Genomic DNA, 18,388 nt, shown 5'->3' with positions numbered 1-18,388 from the left:
TAATAGAGAAATGGGTAAAACTATAGAGAAGTAAGGTAGAGGAAGGTGAGGACTTTGGTTCAACGCAATGATGTATTGGATTTTATGAGAGAAACGGCTTATAAACCGATGACATATCAAGAATTAGAGAAATATTTTCAGATAAACAGCGCGCAGGATTTTAAGGATTTTATTAAGCTGTTGAATGAGCTGGAGAACGAAGGGCACATAATACGGACTCGAACGGAGCGTTACGGTGTGCCAGAACGGATGAATTTGCTGCGAGGCAAGCTGCAGGCTCATGCCAAAGGGTTTGGGTTTTTGATTCCAGAGGAACGCGATCATCCGGATGTGTACATACACGCCAACGACATGGGTGGGGCCATGAATGGCGATATCATTCTCGTTCGGATAACGACCAAAAGCGCTGCCGGCGGCAAGCTGGAGGGTGAAGTGGTCCGGGTAGTCAACCGTGCCAATACACAGATTGTTGGATTGTTTCAGATGAATGAAGGGTATGCTTTTGTAATTGCAGATGATAAGCGGGTCGTTCGTGATATTTTTATCCCTAAGGAAGCTTTTAATGGAGCTATGGACGGGCATAAAGTGGTTGTGCGCATTGTAACTTATCCGGAGGGTCGTGCCGCAGCGGAAGGTGAAGTTATTGAGATTTTGGGGCATAAAAATGACCCCGGAGTCGATATTATCTCTGTTATCCGCAAGCATCAGCTGCCGGAGACTTTCCCTGATGAGGTTTTGGCAGAAGCCACTGAGGTACCGGAAGTAATCGCAGAGACAGACCTGGTAGGACGCCGTGATTTGCGAAATAAACGGATTGTAACAATTGATGGTGAAGACGCCAAGGATTTGGATGATGCAGTTAACGTAGAGCGTCTGGAAAATGGCAACTACTTGCTGGGCGTTCATATTGCCGATGTGAGCTATTATGTTCATGAAGGAGCTCCGCTGGATAGGGAGGCTTATAATCGCGGCTGCAGCGTATATTTAGTGGATCGTGTAATCCCTATGCTGCCTCACCGGTTATCGAATGGGATATGTTCGTTGAATCCGCAGGTAGATCGTTTGACCATGTCTTGTGAGATGGAGTTTGACGCTAATGCGAACGTGGTGCGCCATGATGTGTTCACTAGCGTAATTAAGACAAGCGAGCGGATGACCTATACGAATGTTCGGAAGCTGCTGTCTGGGGACGCAGAGCCGGAGCTTGTCGAAAAGTACGACTATTTAATGGATGATTTCCGGCTGATGGAAGAGCTGGCGATGAAATTGCGCGAGCGTAGGATGAAGCGGGGCGCTATAGATTTTGACTTCGAGGAGTCTAAAATATTAGTTAATGAGAGCGGCAAGCCTACGGACATTGTAAAAAGAGAGCGAACCATTGCCGAGCAAATCATTGAAGAATTCATGCTTGCGGCTAATGAGACGGTTGCGGAGCATTTTCATTGGATGAAAGTACCTTTCTTGTATCGTATTCATGAAGATCCCGATTCTGAGAAGCTAATGCATTTCATGGAATTTATTACGAACTTCGGTTATGCCGTGAGGGGTAAAGGGAACACGGTTCATCCCCGTGCACTGCAAACACTGCTGGAGGAAATAAAGGGAACTAAGGAAGAAACGGTAATCAGCAAAGTGATGCTACGTTCCATGAAGCAAGCGAAATATGATGCTCAGAGTACAGGCCACTTTGGTCTGGCAGCTGAGTTTTACTCTCACTTTACGTCACCTATCCGACGTTATCCTGACTTGATCATACATCGTGTCATGCGCGAAGTGTTGGAAAAGGGCGGGATGGATGAAAAACGACATGAATACTTAACGGCTCGTATGGATGACATCGCGAAGCAGTCCTCGGAGCGTGAACGTGTAGCTGTGGATGCCGAGCGGGAGACTGAGGCTTTGAAAAAAGCTGAATTCATGATGGATAAAGTCGGCGAGGAATTCGAAGGCATGATCAGCAGCGTGACGAGCTTCGGTATTTTCGTAGAGCTGGATAACACGGTCGAAGGCCTGATCCGTCTGAGCGATATGCACGATGATTATTATCATTACCATGAGGCGCAGCATGCGTTGATTGGGGAGCGTACCTCGAAAATTTATCGCCTCGGCGATGAATTGAAGGTGCGGGTGGCCCGAGTGAGCATGGAAGACCACACCATCGATTTCGAGATGGTGGATATGAAGCCGCGCCAGAAGGTAAGCCTCGTAGGCGCGTTGAAAGCAGTGCGCGGCGACAAGCAGCGCGGCCGCGCAGGCCGTGGCGCTTCAGCGGCGGCTGGGGGCCGCGGTTCGCGTGGCGGCGACCGCGAGCGCACCGCAGCTGAGGGCGCCCGCAGCGGACGGCGCGGCAAAGGCGGCTCAGGCGCCGCGGCAAGCGCAGGCAGCAGCGGCAAAGCCGCAGCCGGCGGCGGCAAGAGCCGCAAGCGCAAGGGCGCCAGCGCCGGGGCGGCTGTTGGAGCCGGTGCCCCGAGGGGCATCGGCGTAGACGCTGCCAAGGCGCGAGCGCTGGACGCAGCGCCCGGCAAGGGCACAGGCGAAGCCGGGCGCACGGGGCCGCGGCGGCGCAAGAAAAAGCAAGCGAAAAAGTAGTCGTTTCGCTTGCTTCCGAGGGTTGGAGTTGGTAAAATAAACTCCAATCCCTTTTTTGAGATACAGTCGTTGTGGGGTAAGGAGTGAATGGCTCTATGGTGAGCAAGAAATCCGATAGCAAAGTTCTCGCACAGAATAAGAAGGCTTCCCATGATTATTTTATTGAAGATACTTATGAGTGCGGCATGGTACTGACTGGAACCGAAATTAAGTCACTACGGTTAGGCCGGGCCAATATAGGTGATGCCTTCGCTACGATTCGTAATGGAGAAGCCTTCATCCATAACATTCATATCAGCCCGTTCGAACAGGGCAATCGCTTTAACCCAACGGACCCAACACGCGCTCGGAAGCTGCTTCTGAAGAAAGTGGAGATCCGCAAGCTGCTCGGCTTGGCCAAGCAGGAGGGTTATACCTTGGTTCCGCTCAAGATCTATGTTCGTAATGGATTTGCCAAGCTTTTGATTGGACTCGGTAGAGGTAAGAAGCAATATGACAAGCGTGATACCGCAGCTAAGCGTGATGCTCAGCGTGATATCCAGCGTGCACTGCGTGAGAAGCAGAAGGTGGCAAGGTAAATATACCCAACTTGTCATGAGATTGCCTTGGATTCCACTAACTCATTCGTCTTTTTATGTGGAAGTGTGTTATACTAATTAGGCATCAAGATAAACTTTCATAGTAGTATCAAGATGGCATCTAGAGAATCAGGTAAATTTTTATCATAACCTTTTGAGCAAGTTGCTTTAATTAAGAGTCTCCTTAACCGGGGGCTCTACTATGCGGGGACGTTCTTGGATTCGACGGGGATAGTTCGAGCATGAGTAGCGGGTAGTGGGGACGCGTCCACTTCATCAACGCTAAAGCCTATTAAATGGCAAACAACAAACAAACTACGCTTTAGCAGCTTAATAACCTGTTAGCGTGCTTCTACTCAGCATCGCCCATGTGACTGGGATAGGGGCTCAACTATAGTGGGATACGACGTTTGGTCTCCGCCTGAGGTCGGACGTAGGAAGACAATCAGGCTGACCCAACGTATAGCCTGTCGCGGGGCGATACTCGGGTGACATCAAATCCGTGACTACACCCGAAGAATCTTGTGTGGCGTTATCTTCGGACAGGGGTTCGACTCCCCTCGTCTCCATAAAGCTTATCAGAAAGGACGTCCTCGCGGGCGTCTTTTTTGCGTTGTATGGAAAGGAAAGACAGGAAGTTGCCCCTATCAGGGGTTCAGTCCGCACGGACCGCAGCGTAAGCGAAGGGAGTGTAGGATCAATATTCACCGCTAAGGTAGTCATTGTCGAGTGAGCATCGGGAGCAACTTAAATCTGTTTATCGATACTCCCCTCGCCTCCACTAATACCAGGTAGTTTAATTATTTTGATTTTTCTGAAATTTGTAGAGTAAAGTATTCCATTTTATGGTATCGTATTTTTATGGTGGATGTCATAGTATAGGGGCAGTATTAGGATGATAGGGAATACGACAGAGAAAGAACGGACGATATTTGATCATGCTGGAAATACGATCACGACAGAAGATCGAGAGATTCGAATTCTTGCCAAGTATGAGGCACCTCTGATTGTCGTACTAGGAGATGTGCTTAGCAATGAGGAATGCGATGAGCTAATTAGACATTCTAGGCAACAATTGCAACGTTCAAAAATAGGCGAAGATCATGCGGTCAATCAAATTAGAACGAGTAGTGGGGTATTCTGTGAGGAAAATGAGACGATTACAAGAATCGAGAAGCGACTCTCTCAAATTATGAATATTCCTGTCGAGCATAGTGATGGCTTGCAAGTTTTGCTGTATACTCCTGGCCAAGAGTATCGTCCTCATTATGATTTCTTCACAGAAACGAGTCGAGCAAGTGCCAACAACCGAATTAGTACGCTCGTGATGTATTTGAATGATGTGGAGGAAGGGGGAGAAACGGCGTTCCCCATGCTTAATTTTTCTATTGTTCCTAACAAAGGCATGGCGGTCTACTTCGAATATTTTTATAATAATCATGAATTAAACGACTTCACCTTGCATGCAGGTACGCCAGTGATTAAAGGGGAAAAGTGGGTTGCAACGATGTGGATGCGAAGACAAGCCGTTCGCTTCTCCTAAATGTATGATCATGCACTGAGTGATTTGGAAGCAATGGAATGTCAGGTTGCTACTAATTCTAGTCACTCTCAAGTCACATCAAAACTGTAGCTACACCCGTAGAATCTTGTGTGCGGTTATCTTCGGACAGGGGTCGACTCCCCTCGTCTCCATAAAGTAAAGAGGCACTGACCTTAGTGGTTGGTGTCTTTTTCTTTTTCTAAATGTGTATCAAAACCCGTGTAGCTATACCCGTAGATGCTTAATTGGCGTTACCCTCGGCATGGGTTAGATTCTCTCTTCGCCTCCGCCATTATGGAGTACCAGCATGAGGATGGTGTTTTACTTTATATTTGCAGGGAAATTTGATAAAATGTACATATGTTATAAAAGTTATTACTGTTATAAGGTATAATTTATTGAGTGCTGTCATACTATAGAAAGGGAGAATGAACATGAATGGTGTGGTCAAAGTGATGAATGATAAAGAGAATGTGACTCGTTATTCCCGCAAAATAGGACGAATGGGCAATAGCTTGGGAGTTAGCTTGCCTAAAAGCTTAGCTGCAAAGTTGAATGTTGCGCAAGGGGATGAAATCGAATTTATTGAAAATGATCGTGGTGAAGTGGTGTTGAAAAAAGCGCGGCAAGGCCAATTGCCTGATAATGTTCGGTCTGAAGTTCTTGAAGCCTTCTTTGATATATTTGAAGAAGATAAAGGTATTCTTGAGGACTTAAGGGATAGATGAAAGAAATGATAAACTTTCTTACCAAAGAAGAGGTTATTTCAGCACACTATTTTATGATGAAAAAAATGAATGACGCAGAGCAAGCAGGCGTGAAAGATCATGGTCTGCTGGAATCTGCGGTACATAGGCCCCAGCAAAGTGTTTTTGGAGAAGATGCTTATCCAACTTTATTTGATAAGGCTGCAGCCTTGTTGGAATCTCTGGTGAAAAATCATTGCTTTCATAATGGTAATAAGCGGACAGCCTATCTGGTTACGAAATCTTTCATGATACTGAACGGATATCATCTACGAATGGAACGGGAATACGCAGTGGAGTTTATAGTAGATATTGCAAAAGGTTTGCATTCGTTGGAGACTATCGCTGATATTTTGAATGAACATTCTGAAGAAAGATGATTCAAAATCTACCCAGCATCGCCCATGTGACTGGGATAGGGGCTCAACTATAGTGGGATACGACGTTTGGTCTCCGCCTGGGGTCGGACGTAGGAAGACAATCAGGCTGACCCAACGTATAGCCTGTCGCGGGGCGATACTCGGGTGACATCAAATCCGTGACTACACCCGAAGAATCTTATGTGGCGTTATCTTCGGACAGGGGTTCGACTCCCCTCGTCTCCATAAAGACAAGAACCACCATCCGATGGGATGGTGGTTTTTTATTCACTTTTATGAGAACACCTCCTAATCAGCCCCAGATATTCTTCCAAATATGGTATGATTATTCATAGTCTTAATTTCATCTGCTAGGTTGGCTTTAAAGGAGAATAACTGAAATGTTATGGAAAACTATAGTTGCTTCCGTTCGTTCGTCCCCTTTTTTTATATCCGTTATCGTATTTGGAGTGTTAATCGACCTTTTATTCCGCTACCTTTCCTCTCTCAGCTATAAATATTTAATTGATAAAGCACTGCTTCCCCGTGATATTGAGGCTCTGGCGATAGTTGTCGGGTTATTGGTTGCCATAGGACTGCTGAATGTAATTACCGGAGTTTCCAGTGATTACGCCAAAGCTCGACTAGGTGCCAAGTTGTTGTTCGACTATCGGATTGCACTGTTTCGGCACATGCAGGCCCAGTCTCACCGATTTTATGAGCGCTTCCAAGTCGGAGACCTTCTGGCCAGATATTCTGATGATATCCCGGAGATCCAGGCGGCCTTGCTTCAGGCGTTCGGCGCGGGGTTGCTATCCGTCTCTAGTGTCGCTGTTGGTCTAGGCATCCTGTTCACAATGGAGTGGAAGCTTACTCTGTTAGCGCTCGGCGGTTCAATCCTACTATTCGTACCTTACCGGATGTTGAAGTTCCGTTCGCTTGCTTTGGCTGATACTTACTATGCGCATCTTGGGCAGTTCAATGGATCAGTTGACGAGAATATGAAGGCGTATCGGGTTATCCGGGTGTTCGATTTGCGCCAAAGCATGCTTGCGAAAGTAGAAGGTATTCTTCGGACGATGGCATCTGTCGGCGTCAAAAGAAATTTTATCGATGCCAATTTGAACCGTCTGCCATTGCTTGGTATTTCGATTTTGACGGCAATCATTCTTGCGTACGGCAGCTATTTGACATTCGACGGAAGGCTGACGGTTGGAGAATTTATCGCCTATAACTCTGTTTTTGCTACCGTAGGCCAGTCCATGTATGGTATTGCTGCTATTCTACCCTATTTCTTGGCGGCGAAAACAAGTCTTCAGCGCTTGCATCAGGTGATGGATTGGAAGCCCGAAGTGACAGAGCAGGGAGACAAGGAACTGCCCATGGCCCGTTCCCATATCGAACTGCGCGATGTCACCTTTGCCTATATGCCTGGCGAGCCGGTACTCCAGCATTTTAATCTGAGCATCCCCTTAAGCGGCTATACATCTATCGTTGGTACAAGTGGCTCGGGAAAAAGCACGTTGCTGCAGCTGATGCTGCGATTCGCCGATCCGGAAAGCGGAGCGGTTAGGTATGACGGTCAAGATATTCGAGAAGCCCGGTATGCTTCACTACTAGGGCAGGTGGGCATAGTGTTTCAGGATTCGATTTTATTCCACGGTTCGATCCGTGACAATATTTCGATAGGCAAGCCGGATGCGACGGATGAAGAGATTGAGGAAGCCGCTCGGGCGGCTGGGATTCACGAAACTATCGCTACTTTTCAGGATGGCTATCATACTATTGTCCGTAATCATGGCGATAATTTGTCCGGCGGCCAACGGCAAAGGATAGCGCTTGCCCGCGCGCTTCTGCGGAAACCCAATATTTTGTTCCTGGACGAGGCGACTTCGGCGCTTGATCCAGATACCGAGCAATCCGTCAACGAAACGATTCTGTCACTCAGTCGCAGCAAAACGATTATTTCTGTGACGCATCGCTTGGCTTATGCGGCGATGTCCGATCGTATCATCGTCCTCGATAAAGGGAAGGTAACCGAATCAGGACCGCACGAGCAATTGCTGGAACAGAATGGATTATATCGCCGAATGTGGGAGAAGCAGCAGGGATTTGTGTTGTCCAGGGGAGGAGGCAGTGCGCGAGTGCAAGCGGAACGTTTGAGTGGGCTCCCCTTTTTCCAAGGGATTGAACAAGGAGCGCTGGATCAAATATCCCGGCTTTTTATTGCCGAAAAATTCGAAGCGGGAACGACCGTTTTCGAGCAAGGGGATCAAGGGGACACATTTTATTTGATTGCAAGAGGGAAGGTTGAGATTGTCAAATCCTCAGATTCGGGAGAACGCAGCAGGGTATCAGTACTGGAAGATGGCGATCATTTTGGCGAAATTGCGCTTATGCAGCATATTCCGAGAACGGCCAGCGTCGTTACATTAACGCCATGCTTGCTGCTATCGCTATCGTACGACCACTTCCACCCGCTTATGATGAATTATTCATCCATTCGGGAAGCGCTCGAAGCCACATTAAAAACGAGAATGTAAAGGAGAGAGTATTAATGCTGCAATGGATTGTCGCCGAATCGGAAAAAGCGGCAGAGGACGGAGTCCGATTCTTGTGCCGATACGCTGAAGATCTCGGCCTTCCTTACAAGTGGTGTACCGTCCTCCAAGCGATCTATACTTCCATTTATGACAAAGGGTTTATGGTTGGCTTGGATCGCTCCGGTCAGGTACGGGGGGTTCTCGCATACACGTACGGCTACGGGGAAGACGGTAGCGAAGATCGAACCCGAATCGAAGTGCAGCTTATTTACCTCGAGGCTGGTTTTCGTGGCGGGAAGGCATTATTAGAAGCTATAGCGGCCTTGGTTGAGCGTGAACTCGAACTGTTTGATTTGATCGGCAAGATTGAGATTTATTGCACGCCGACTGACGGCCATCGTAGGCTGTTGGGCAAATTTGCAACACTCTGCAGTACGGAGATGTATCCGTGCGGCATGCTAAGCTTATACGTCACGACACCCGAGAGGCTGAGTCAGTATGTCATCCGGTACACCTCACGGAAGAAGCAGGAAAACTCGGGTCATCTCCGCTGAAAAAACCGGCATCGGCTGCCGGCCTTGTTTACTTACTGTCTTGGGTTAGCTGGTCCACGAGGGTTTTTGATCTCACCGTTTTGGACTCCTGAATCTCCCATGTAGTTCACCTCCTGTATACATTTAATGATAAGATACTTCATGGAATAGTAAGAAATCAACCCTATTATTTGATAATGTTAATTAATTTACAAATTGAGGTGAATACCTTGTTCCGCATCGAACTATGCTCTAATACGCGGCAATGGAGCCGATTTACAGATTTTTATATCGAACACCGGGCTTCTATCATCCCACGTTACCCGGTGAGCCTTGTGCTTAGAGATGTCATTAATTATATGAAACAAGGCAGAGGCGCCATCATCGTGAATGAACGGGACGAGGTGGTTGGTATAGGAAGCTTTGTGCTCGGATTGGCGGAAGACGAATTTCAGCAAAAGGACATTGCGGTGCTCGGTAACAGCTGCTTTAAGGTAGAGTATCGGAATACGCGGATGTTTATACGTGGATTGCAGGTGTTAGCTGAGCAAATCCGTGATGCGAATCCCGATGTAAAAGAAGTAAGAATTCCAACATCGGCGGAAAATGCATACACAAATCGCCTGTATCAAAAGTTCGCGGTCAAACTACATTCTTACGAATCAGGTTACGGCAAAATTACCATCTATTCGACATCGGTTCATGATTACGAACAGTTTTGCGATCGTTTTCGATGAGATTCAAAGTGTGCATATTCATCGCCAATTTCTAGACTACTCATTTGTTCTGAATTCCTGCAGACATCAAATTGAAAGACGAATTTTTAGTAATAAATGAGTTTAGCTTATCCATGCATTAAGTTGCCTCACAGGGAGTCGGTCTGTCACTGGCATTAGTACGACGCATACTTTTCAGAAGTGGTGAATAGTTCATTTGGCTTGTCATCACTGTGGGGAGGTTTGGCTATGAAGATTCCCTAAATAACTTAAGCAACATGCGCTGGCGAATTGTGAATTTACCACTCCACGCTTCAGTCCATCGAATATATTGTGCTTGTTCCTTCCGCTATTTTTGGATTTGCCCATCATGGAATAGGCAGTGCCAACATTTTTCATGCATGCGCCACAGACGCAAAGCCCGCTGAGCAGGTACATTTCCTTTGCTTGTACGAGCCTGGAGCCTGCTTGTTGCCATCCATCTCTTTACTTGTACCTGCTGGAAATCCGCCTTAGTGATGATCTCGGGCATCCCGCACTCCACGCAAATTACATCCTCATCGTTTTTTCTTTCGATTACTGTTCCGCTCCCTTCCGCGTCTTTTCCATCTGTCAGGTTGAAAATGTATGTTCCGGTGTACTTCTCATTCTAGAGAATCGTATATGAGGTGCCCTTGCTGATCGGGTGATCGTAGCGCGACTTGTAGCCTTTATCAGCTTGTTCCAGAATGATCTGATTGTAACCATAGCCTGCGAGATACATAGAGAAAACTATCTCGTCGCATATTGAAAAAAGAACTAGTGCATTTAGAAAGTTTAAATTCGAAAAGTAGCTAAAGAACGGATTTTCGATTCTATTGCTTGCTTCTATAATGTAAAACGAATTCATTCCCCTATCGAGTGTTTTACACCTAATTGGTACGAACATTTACCGTCAACTGCGCTATTTTCGCGATTAGTTAAAATCGATCTATTGACAGAAATTCAATGTAAGCGCTTTAATAGTGACTGTAATGACTCGCAATCCAAGTAAATAGGAGAGGGGAATTAAGAAAGGGGAATATGGGGAAATGATCTAATCTTTCTCGCAGTACAGGAGAGAGATTCAAAGGCAAATGTATAAAGCTAACAATTTTAACAAGAGGAGAAAATGAAAATGAAGAAGAAAGCTAATATTATTTGCAGCTTCATCCTCTCACTGGCTCTGCTAGTTGGTTTATTTCCAGCAATGCATGTTCATGCAGCGGGCAGCTATTCCGGAGCGCCGCAAAAATTATCCGTACCTCCATTAGCCTTTGATGAATCAAAAATTGTACTTACCTGGGAAAAGCCGGACGACTATTATAAAAGTGCAGTAAAAATCGTGGACTATGAGGTATACCAGGATGGAAAACGTCTCGGTTTTGCAAGCGAAAATTTTAAAGACAATTATTCCTATGTCAATACGTATATGGACGCATTTTACGGGAAATTGAGTACGCAGCATCATCGGATCAGTATCCTTTCCTATACGGCGACCGGTCTAGCACCCAAGACGAATTATGAATTTAAGGTGCGGGCCGTTTACGCCGACAAGACAACATCTGATTTTAGTGCGCCGCTTATCTTTTCAACCACGTCTACACCTATCGTCATAGACGCCGCCAGTCGTGGCGCAACCTATATTACTTCTAAGTCTGGAGACTATATAATTCGGGGCGCAAACAATAATGCAACGATTATAAAAAATATCGCAGACAACACGGCCGCGATTCAGGCTGCGATCGACGCCACCCCTCCAGGCGGCAAGGTTGTATTGAAGGGGAACGGAAACAATGCGGAGCCTTGGTATTATACTAGTGGCTCATTGTTTCTGCACAGCAATATGACGTTCGAAATTGCAAAAGGGGCTGTATTGCTTGGCTCGCCTGTATTTGACCACTATCCGCGCAGCCTTCTGGTATATCCTTATTCACAGGATATCCGGACATATGGCCTCTTGAATGCCGTAACCTCGGACATTGGCTCCTTAGAGAACATCCGCATCGTTGGCGAGGGCGCAGTAGATGGAAACGGATGGAAAAATACTACCGCAAGCGTCGTACAGAACAAAACGACAGTGGATCCATCTCCCAGTTTCACAGATCCAACCGGAAATCGCTGGAATTTGCCGAACTACCAGGGAGGCAGCAACACAACTGTTGATAATAATAGCGCATCTGATTCCGCCTCAGTTAGAGGCATCCTCGCGGCTGATGCGATGTGGCAGTCGCGTCAGGATCAAACCCCGAATTCAGCACTCTCGCAATGGTATAATGCCCGTCCTAACCTGACGGTAGCGCGCGGCGTGCATGGCCTGTATTACGAGGGACTGACCTTCTATAATCCAGCATTCCACGGAATCGTCAACTATCAGTCCGAGCAGATTACTGCTAACGGAATAGTTGCGATGATGTTCGACGCCAACAACGGCGACGGTATCGAGTTTGGTGACTGCCTTGATCTTAAGGTCATGAACAGCTTTTGGGATACCGGCGACGACGTCATCAACTTTGCAGCCGGTCAGGGCACGAGCGTACGCAATTTGACCGACAAAGTGGCAAGCGGAGAGGGCCGCGTTTTCAATAACTTTATTCGAAACGGCCATGGAGGCCTGTTGGCGATGGGCAGCCATACCGGCGGCTGGATCGGTGATCTGGTTGCGGAAGAGAATGTCTATAATACGAGCGAAACAGGAAGTAACGGCGTCTTGCGTATGAAGTCTGGCGCTACCACCGGCGGCGGTATCCGTAATATTGTCGTGCGCGACAATGCGGTCAACTATTCGAGCGGTGGAAACAGCACGATTGTGATTGACACATCCTACAGCGACGGCAACGCCAGCACGGCCTTCGGTCCGGAAAGCGATCTGCCGCTGACGTTCGAAAACGTGCTGGTACGCAATATGACGGTGTCAAACACTAATATACCGCTGATTAACAACACAACCACATACGGCAGCTCCGCCTATGCCGTAAGCCCAGTGCTGCGCAATTTCACGTTCGAGGATATCAAGGTCCTTTCTTACTCAGGAGCAAATGGTGGTACGATTGCGATAAATGGCTTGTCGGATGTTACCTTCCGCAACATTACAGGTCTTCAAAAAGCCATTACAACCACCAACAGCAAAAACGTCACGATCGAGAATAGCGCTGGGACCGCCGATCGCAAGCCGGATGCGCTGAATGGGAGTGGCGCACTCACCGTGACGGCCAATACTTATAATGTCACTTTAAATTGGCCCGCCATCAATAATGCGACGCAGTACGTCGTGTTGGTTGATATGCTGGATGGCTATGGATATCAGCAAAAAAAGATTGTAACGAGTACGGGGTCAGGTCCGCAATCCACGGTAATCGCGCTGCGCCCGAGCACCTCTTACAAAGTTGCGGTCCGACCGGAGACGACAGGTGCAAATGCCTCCTATGGTAAACTGCTGGAGTCGATGGTAACGACGGGTGCTGCAACGCTTGGTGCTTCTACGATCTCGACTGCATCGCCGAATTTCAAAGTTAAAGCTGCAAACATTACGGGCATTTCCTGGCAGGATTTCTCTTGGAATGCCGTTACCGACGCTGTCTACGGCGTGCATTATTACGAGTTAACGGCAACTCCGAAAGATTCAAAATATGCTACCAAAACGTACAAAGCCTATTTTGAAAACTCCAGCCGACAAGGTTACTCACTGTGGGGGCTGGATGATGGCGTGACCTATGATGTCACGATGAAAGCCGTCAACTGGATTGGACAGAAAGGGCCTCAGTGGGGTCCGGTTACGATCACTACCGTTCCGGGCACCTTAATGCAGATTCCGACGTGGGCTCCCGACAGCAAGCTTACCGTCAGCGGCGGCAGGCGGATTGGGGATGATATGACCATCACATGGAACGAAAAAGACGTGACGGATTATTCCAATGGCGATACCGCACGATTTGCCGGCTACCGCATTTTGATTAACGGCGTGCCGGTGGACGGTGGAGCAGTTCAAGTAACCGCGAAACCAACCGTTAAACCGGGTCAAAATACTTATGTGCTTTCCACTGCCGGACTTCTTCCCAATATTCCTTATACAATCTCGGTGGAAGCGGGAAGCGAGATTCTAAAATACGCGTCAGGCTCAGGCGGACTTAGCGGCTCCACAGGATTTACTGGTACAAAAAATACCGATCTTCCTCGGAACCAGGTGACTTTTGGAAAATGGACTGGTCATGGGCCAAGTGTAACGCGCACATTATTAACTCCGGTAGCCCCAACTATTACCACAAGCAACTTACCAAGTGGCGCAATTGGCGCAGCCTACAGTCAAAAGTTAGTTGCAACAGGCGATACCCCAATAACCTGGAGCATTGCAAGCGGTAGCTTGCCGGTAGGACTTTCACTGGAAGCATCGACAGGCAATATAAGCGGAACGCCGATTGCAGCAGGTACAGCAAGCTTCACAGTAAAAGCTACAAACGATGTGGGAAGCACCTCCATTAATTTGAGCATTTCCATAAGCGGTAGCAGTAGAAGTAGCAGTGGCGGAGGCGGAGGCGGTAGCAGTGCCTCTACAAGTTATTCCGTGTCGGAAGGTACCAAGGCGGCAAACGGTTCGGTTTCTTATGACATAGCCAAAGCAACTGCCGGAAGCAAGGTAACTATTACCGTCACGCCAAATGAAGGTTATAAGTTGGATGCTATTAAGGTATTCGATCAAAATGGTAAGGAAGTAAACATCACTAAAAATGCAGATGGTACCTATAGCTTTATCATGCCTGAAGGCGGGGCTAAAGTTGAGCCTGCATTTAATAAGAAAGAACAAGCCAAAGATGGAGACAAAGAAGTTCAAGTTCCGGGGACTTCAGATTCTAAAAAATTCACCGATGTAAGGGAAGATGATTGGTCCTATAAAGGTATAAAATTTATGAGTGAAAAAGGGCTTATGGTAGGAACATCCGAAAACAGCTTCAGCCCAACTCAAAATATCACTAGAGCCATGTTAGTGACTATTCTTTATAGACTAGAAGGCAATCCGTCAGCATTGGAAAGCAGCTTTACGGATGTTAAGACAGACACATGGTATAGTGGTGCCGTTGCTTGGGCTTCATCAAACACCGTTGTAAGTGGCTATGGAAATGGGCTCTTCGGACCGAATGATGACATATCAAGAGAACAACTATGCACTATACTGTACAATTATGCAAAGCATAAAGGATATGACATTTCTAGTACCAAGAACGTGGATGCCTTTACTGACGGAAATAAATTATCAAGCTGGGCTAAAGGACCTATGGAATGGGCAATAGGCTCAGGGTTAATCAGCGGCTATGAAAATAATATTCTTGCTCCGACAGATACTGCAACTAGAGCACAATCATCGACTATCATCCAAAGGTTCATTGAAAAAGTTGTAAAATAAAATATCAATAAATACAAATAAGCAGCTGACTTTGAGGAGTCAGCTGCTTATTTTGGTTGTGCCATGCATGTCGATTAACTAATTTTCGGGTGATAAAACCATCCCTTTGTATTTGATCATAAACAGAGGTGAACCCCATGGGTTCATTTCCGTGCTCAGGGAGCGGTCAGGGAATGCCCGTATTTGTGCGTTCGTGTGGACGAGCATGGCATCGAAGTTTACCGCTGCAATCTGCTTCGTTGTTAGGTTAATCGGGATTTCGATGCTCTTCTCAGAATCCTGAACCCCTTTCCCATCAAGGGTTTAAGGCACTTTTAGGGGAAGAGGTTCGAGTCGGTGTTAGTGGAATAGGCCTGTCGGACGTTGTTTGATCGGATTTTATTTATGATATAATAGAGTGGACAGATTTAACTGGAGGTGGCGAGATGCAATGGGAAGAAGTGCGACAAAAATTTCCCGATGATTGGGTTGTATTTGAAGCTGCAGAAGCTTATTCCGAGGACGGACTTCGCTGCATTGATTCGGTTACTGTCATTGATCGATACGAGGACTCGGTGGATGCTTTTGATGGACGAAAACTTCATATTAAAAATGTACTCTTAGATACTGGATCAGTAATATAGCCATATCAAATGAATAGAAGAAGGGAAATGAGGATGGATTTTTCAAAAAGGCTAGGAGAGTTGAACATCCAATATGCGATAAAAGGCGAAGTCAGAACAAAGCTGAAGGATAATCTTCAAATCCTTACAAAGGAGCGATTAAGTTTACTTGCTTCCAGTTACGAGCTTCCAGGTCGATCCAAGATGAAGAAGCAGGACCTTGCAGATGCGCTTTATCAGCATCTTATGAATGTCAATGTAGTGAGAGCTGCCTTATTAATTGCAGAAACTAAGGATTGGGAATTAATAAATAGGCTTCTAGAGGCTCCTTATGTCCAGGATGACACACTGTATCCAGAGATATATTTGTTTTTGATGGGGAAAGGCTTGCTTTATTCCTTTTATAATGAGGAGAAGATGTACTTCTTAATTCCTGAGGAGATCAAGGAAGCGTATCATAGCCTACCTCAGAAAGCTTTCCTTGAAGACCGTGACCGTTTACAGTTAGTTTCACAGTATATCAATGCATCGGCTAATTTATATGGGATCTGTCCCCAGGACAAGATCATCGAAATTTTCAATTCACAAAATAAGTATGAACTGACTGTGAACGAGTTTTATAGTGTTTACGTAAAGATTTCAAGCAGGGGTCGAACATGGTACTTGGAACGCGGCGATGTCATCAGTGATTATTTTGATTATGATGATCGAGAGGATAAAGATGCACTTCTTGAGGATGTTAAGTATAAACCTTACTATATTCCAGACAAGCGTGAGTTTCTAAAGTACGCAGAGTCGGATTATTTCGAAAAGACTCCTCAGTTGGCCAGCTTGCATAAATATATTTCACAGCACCTATGCAAGGATAAATGGCTTGCAGAATCCCTTGTGGAAGATATTCAGCTTATGTGCTCTATGGAAGAGCCGATAGACGCAATCGTGGATGAGTTTGAGAGAAGGAATATTCGTTTCAATACAATGGAGCAACTGCAGGCGATTATACCGCTGATTATAGATGTCTATAATCATACTAGGATTTGGTCCAATCGTGGACATACACCTGCCGAACTAGGTTCGAGCTCCAATCAGACAACAAAGAATAACAATATTATATATCTTGACCAGCAAGCAGTGTCTATTAAGGTGGGGAGGAATGAGCCCTGCCCATGCGGGAGCGGTAAGAAGTATAAGAAATGCTGCGGCCAGTGAGGTGTGATGGGCGGAAACTACTCGGGTGACATCAAAACTGTGACTACACCCGTAGAAGCCTATGTGGCGTTATCTTCGGATAGGGGGGCGACTCCCTTGTCTCCATAAAATGCAAAAAGGCATCGACCAATCGGTCGAAGCTTTTTTTGCAATATAGAGACCTTAGGGGAAGGAGAATTCCGCTAAGGGGTTCAGTCTTGCGCGGACCAGAGCGAAGTGGAGGGAGCATGGCATCGATATCCACCTTTTATCCTAATTCATTGCAACCTTCTTCCTGAAACTATTGTATTATTAGAATAAATGATTAACGTGAAAGGGAGTGGCGTATCATGGGAATCTTGTCACGATTAAAGGATATTATGAAGGTCAATGTCAACTCTTTGCTGGAGCGGAATGATGATCCGGAGAAGACGATCGATGAATATATGCGGACCTTGAACAGCGACCTGGGTAAGGTAAAATCCGAAACGGCTTCCGTGCTCTCTGATGAGCGAAGAGCGCAGACGCAACTCGATGAGTGTAATGCCGAGATCAAGAAGCTGCAGCGATATGCGGAGAAATCTGTAGAAGCGGGCAATGAGGATGACGCCTTGAAATTCCTGGAGAGGAAAGCGAAGTTAGGCGAGAGGTTAACCGAATTGCAGGCGGCTTATGATCTTGCTTCCACAAATGCTGCAAACATGAAACAAATGCAAGATAAGCTTATATCGGATCTGGGACAGCTGGAGACTCGGAGGATAGAGCTTAAAGGGAAGCTAGCCGCTGCAAAGCTGCAGCAGGGGATGAATTCAGGTCACTCCTCCACTGGAGATGTTCAGGCTTCCTTTAGAGCGATGGAGGAACGGGCCGATCAAGCGTTGAATGAAGCTGAGGCATTGGCTGAACTGAGGGCTGGAACGAAGGAAGATGATCTGGATACGCTGCTTGCACAATTGGAGAAGAATTCGGATGCTCATGCAAATACGGCGAGTCTTCCCAAGCCTGAGGATGAGTTGGCCTCACTCCAAGCAAAAATAAAAAAGGAATAAAGGTTTTGCTATTCCTTATGTCATAGAGGTGAACAGATGAACGTTATTGAATATAAATGTCCGAACTGTGGCAGCGGTATGATCTTTGACCCGGAGACGGCGATGTTATCATGTCATAGCTGTGGAAGAAAGGATAATATCGAGCAGTTCCCTGATCCTCTTGGCCAGCAAGCAGTTTCTCCAGAGGAGGTTCAGGAATACCACTGTACAAGCTGCGGAGCTGTCATTATCACTGAAGCGGAAACGGCGGCAACCGTTTGCAGCTTTTGTGACTCGGCTGTTGTTCTGGGCGATCGTTTGAGCGGGAAGCTGGCTCCGGGCTTGGTCATTCCTTTCTCAATCAGCAAGGATAAGGCGATAAAGGCTTTTCGAAAATGGTGCAAAAACGGTCTTCTTACACCAGGCGGGTTTATGAGCGCAGATCGTATTAAAGGTATGACAGGAATGTATATCCCCTTCTGGCTATATGAATTGCATAATAATGTGGAGGTAAACGGCCATGCCACGAGAGTGAGAATTTATACAG

At 46.6% G+C, this 18,388-nt stretch carries 12 protein-coding genes, 2 other RNA genes and 1 pseudogene; 14 read left to right on the top strand and 1 reads right to left on the bottom strand.

Annotated features, from left to right (window positions below):
- Window positions 1–54 precede the first annotated feature (54 nt).
- The 9 genes and pseudogenes from rnr to NV381_RS34010 all read left to right on the top strand — a co-directional run bounded on the left by rnr (window position 55) and on the right by NV381_RS34010 (window position 9,628).
- Window positions 55–2,589, top strand: coding sequence for a ribonuclease R (rnr, locus tag NV381_RS34045; protein ID WP_258217753.1), 2,535 nt, complete (start codon window positions 55–57; stop codon window positions 2,587–2,589).
- A gap of 98 nt (window positions 2,590–2,687) precedes the next feature.
- Window positions 2,688–3,167 carry an SsrA-binding protein SmpB gene (smpB, locus tag NV381_RS34040; protein ID WP_308862404.1) on the top strand — a complete coding sequence of 160 codons (480 nt, stop codon included), beginning with the start codon at window positions 2,688–2,690 and terminating at the stop codon, window positions 3,165–3,167.
- A gap of 206 nt (window positions 3,168–3,373) precedes the next feature.
- Window positions 3,374–3,739, top strand: a transfer-messenger RNA (tmRNA) gene (ssrA, locus tag NV381_RS34035).
- A gap of 323 nt (window positions 3,740–4,062) precedes the next feature.
- The gene (locus tag NV381_RS34030; protein ID WP_258217752.1) at window positions 4,063–4,710 is read left to right on the top strand and encodes a 2OG-Fe(II) oxygenase; all 648 of its coding nucleotides are present in this window, start codon (window positions 4,063–4,065) and stop codon (window positions 4,708–4,710) included.
- Window positions 4,711–5,138: 428 nt separating this feature from the next.
- Window positions 5,139–5,282, top strand: a pseudogene (locus tag NV381_RS38565) (AbrB/MazE/SpoVT family DNA-binding domain-containing protein); the annotation flags it as partial.
- Window positions 5,277–6,064: a transfer-messenger RNA gene (gene ssrA, locus NV381_RS34025) on the top strand. The pseudogene NV381_RS38565 and the gene ssrA (NV381_RS34025), both read left to right, overlap by 6 nt.
- Window positions 6,065–6,216: 152 nt before the next feature.
- Window positions 6,217–8,358 carry an ABC transporter transmembrane domain-containing protein gene (locus tag NV381_RS34020; protein WP_258217751.1) on the top strand — a complete coding sequence of 714 codons (2,142 nt, stop codon included), beginning with the start codon at window positions 6,217–6,219 and terminating at the stop codon, window positions 8,356–8,358.
- A gap of 14 nt (window positions 8,359–8,372) precedes the next feature.
- A complete protein-coding gene (locus NV381_RS34015) occupies window positions 8,373–8,912 on the top strand; it encodes a hypothetical protein (RefSeq protein ID WP_258217750.1) in 540 nt (179 codons plus the stop codon).
- 209 nt (window positions 8,913–9,121) lie between these two features.
- Window positions 9,122–9,628 (top strand): hypothetical protein, encoded by a 507-nt coding sequence (locus NV381_RS34010; RefSeq protein ID WP_258217749.1) that lies wholly within the window; start codon window positions 9,122–9,124, stop codon window positions 9,626–9,628.
- Between the two features lie 328 nt (window positions 9,629–9,956).
- On the opposite strand, the gene NV381_RS38335 is transcribed toward NV381_RS34010, so the two are convergent.
- Entirely contained in the window at window positions 9,957–10,223 is a 267-nt protein-coding gene (locus tag NV381_RS38335; protein WP_328517117.1) for a hypothetical protein, read from the bottom strand.
- Between the two features lie 540 nt (window positions 10,224–10,763).
- Here NV381_RS38335 and NV381_RS34005 point away from each other — a divergent pair.
- The 5 genes from NV381_RS34005 to NV381_RS33985 all read left to right on the top strand — a co-directional run.
- Entirely contained in the window at window positions 10,764–15,023 is a 4,260-nt protein-coding gene (locus NV381_RS34005) for an S-layer homology domain-containing protein (protein WP_258217748.1), read from the top strand.
- 425 nt (window positions 15,024–15,448) lie between these two features.
- Window positions 15,449–15,646 (top strand): hypothetical protein, encoded by a 198-nt coding sequence (locus tag NV381_RS34000; protein WP_258217747.1) that lies wholly within the window; start codon window positions 15,449–15,451, stop codon window positions 15,644–15,646.
- A 33-nt stretch (window positions 15,647–15,679) separates the two neighbouring features.
- A complete protein-coding gene (locus NV381_RS33995) occupies window positions 15,680–16,834 on the top strand; it encodes a YecA family protein (protein ID WP_258217746.1) in 1,155 nt (384 codons plus the stop codon).
- Window positions 16,835–17,163: 329 nt separating this feature from the next.
- Window positions 17,164–17,862: a PspA/IM30 family protein gene (locus NV381_RS33990; RefSeq protein WP_258217745.1), complete on the top strand. Its 699-nt coding sequence runs from the start codon at window positions 17,164–17,166 to the stop codon at window positions 17,860–17,862.
- A gap of 36 nt (window positions 17,863–17,898) precedes the next feature.
- Window positions 17,899–18,388 (top strand): TFIIB-type zinc ribbon-containing protein (locus tag NV381_RS33985; protein WP_308862399.1); only part of this gene is annotated, 490 nt, incomplete at its 3' end.

It is taken from the genome of Paenibacillus radicis (ex Xue et al. 2023), assembly GCF_024722015.1.
Lineage (GTDB): Bacteria > Bacillota > Bacilli > Paenibacillales > NBRC-103111 > Paenibacillus_S.
The sequence above is the reverse complement of the archived record's forward strand: the minus strand, read 5'-3'. Positions and strand labels throughout refer to the sequence as shown.